This is a genomic window from Pricia sp. (genome assembly GCF_041745955.1).
Classification (GTDB): Bacteria; Bacteroidota; Bacteroidia; order Flavobacteriales; family Flavobacteriaceae; genus Pricia.
The window spans coordinates 1-1,865 of record NZ_JBGTHY010000407.1 but is presented as its reverse complement, the minus strand read 5'-3'; the positions used below and the strand labels follow the sequence as shown (position 1 = coordinate 1,865).

Here is a 1,865-nt window from a genome sequence, read left to right as displayed (position 1 = left end):
CACCATCCTTTGCTATTGATATCATCACCGCCCATCCGTTCGACGGCTTCGGCGTAATTGGCACTATTGGTCGCCTGTTCTGATTCCGGATAAAAATACCGAACGGGATATCTGTCGTCATTCAAATTGTCAGGGCCGGGTTTTAGATTGGGTATGCCGGTTCTGCGGATGTTGAACCAGGCCTCATGTCCGTTTGAAATCAGGCTTAGCCATTTTTGCGTCAGTATTTTGTTGAGGTTGTCTGTGCCGTTGAGGGCGATGGCGTCCCTTGTAAAATAATCGGCAGGCAGTTCTACCCCGTAGTAGGCAAAACTAGCGGCGATTCCATTTTGGTAGAAAGTTTCGACATCTCCGGTGATGTAACCTCTTTCCGCGCCTTCCGCCAACGCGAACTGTACCTCGGAATATTGCACGAACTGGGCATCCACACCATTTGGGACTTCCCTAAAAATTGTTCCGAAAGGAGAAATATCATCCAAATTAATGTTGGCAGCCGATATGGTTTCTCGGTCTTGCCCGTTTAATAGGCCTTTATAGGCTGGATTGCCCGCTAGTATGCTTACTTCAGTCGGCTTGTACAACACGGTCACTCGCGGATCGTTCCAAAGGCTTAGAACGGAATCGACGGTTCGGGTCATGCGATGCTCCAAATAGAGACCCAGGGAGGAATTGACTAAGGGATATTGATTAGGGGCGGAACTCAAATAAGGTACTACCGCGTTCTGGTCGTTGCTTTCCATCAGCTTTCCCGAGGTGGCCAAGACCTGCAGTTCCGAAAAATCGGTCAGCCTTTTACTGATACGCAACAGGTAGCGCAATCGCAACGAATTGGCAAACCGCACCCATTTGTCAAGATCTCCGCCGAACATAACATCACCTTGAATAGACGTGTTGGTGTTTTCTAAGGTAGTCGCCGATCGCTTCAAAACGGCAAGAATACCGGTTTCAGGGTCGGTGTAGATACTTTCTTGGGTATCGTATTTCGGAGTGAACTGACCGTTAAGCGCTTTTAGGGCATCGGTATAGGGCACATCTCCCCAAAGGTCGGTAAGCTGCGAGAACATATAGCTCTGCATAATATCGCCCACGGCGGCATAAGCTTCGTTGGAACCTTCGGCATTTTTCATGGATTCAATATCGGTCAGCAGCCGGAAAATGGTGTTCCAATACTCGCTGTTGGTGCCCATTTCGTAACGGTCGATTCGTTCGAATTCCACACTGGCCGCAAACTGGGCGAGGTAATTGGCCAAGCGAAAGCCCTGAAAAAAGGCATTCTGATTGGCCTCGACGGAAATAACGTTGGCCAGTAGAAACTGTGGCCCTACGTTTTGGGGAGAGTTTGGGTTTTCATTGATGCTCTCGAAATCGTCGGTGCAGCTCGCTGTGAAGATAGCGATGCAGAAGAGTAAAACACTATATCTTGTTTTCATCATCATTTTTAATTTGAACTATTTTCGCGAGGCCCAAAGCATCAATCTTCTAACCAATACGCCAACCTGCCGGTAGGCAGGCCCATAAACTTTTTTTAAAACTCCGTCTTCAAACTAAACCCAAGGCTTCTAGTCGACGGATACGAAAAATCATCTACACCGTAAATCACGCTCCTTTCCTGCACGGCGTTGAGTTCGGGGTCAAAATGGGGGTTTTCGGTGAACAATACTAAATTGCTGCCAACCAATCCCAGTTTTATGTTGTCGAATCCTATGGATTGCGTAAGCTTGTCCGGAAAGTTATAGTACAAGGCCACTTGCCTGAGTTTTACGTACGATGCACTGTACAGGGCACTGGCCTCGTTGCCACGATCAAAGAAATTATTGTAGAACGTACTGGCCGGGACAGCTGTAGCGTTTGGGGCATACTGTGGA

General features: G+C 48.0%; 1 protein-coding gene and 1 pseudogene. Both read right to left on the bottom strand.

All coding sequences use genetic code 11. The features are described 5' to 3' along the window. Positions 1-1,430: SusD/RagB family nutrient-binding outer membrane lipoprotein (locus ACEW8S_RS14650; RefSeq protein WP_373518877.1), on the bottom strand; the 1,430-nt coding region annotated here is incomplete at its 3' end. Positions 1,431-1,525: 95 nt separating this feature from the next. Beyond that, a pseudogene (locus ACEW8S_RS14645) lies at positions 1,526-1,865 on the bottom strand (SusC/RagA family TonB-linked outer membrane protein); the annotation flags it as partial.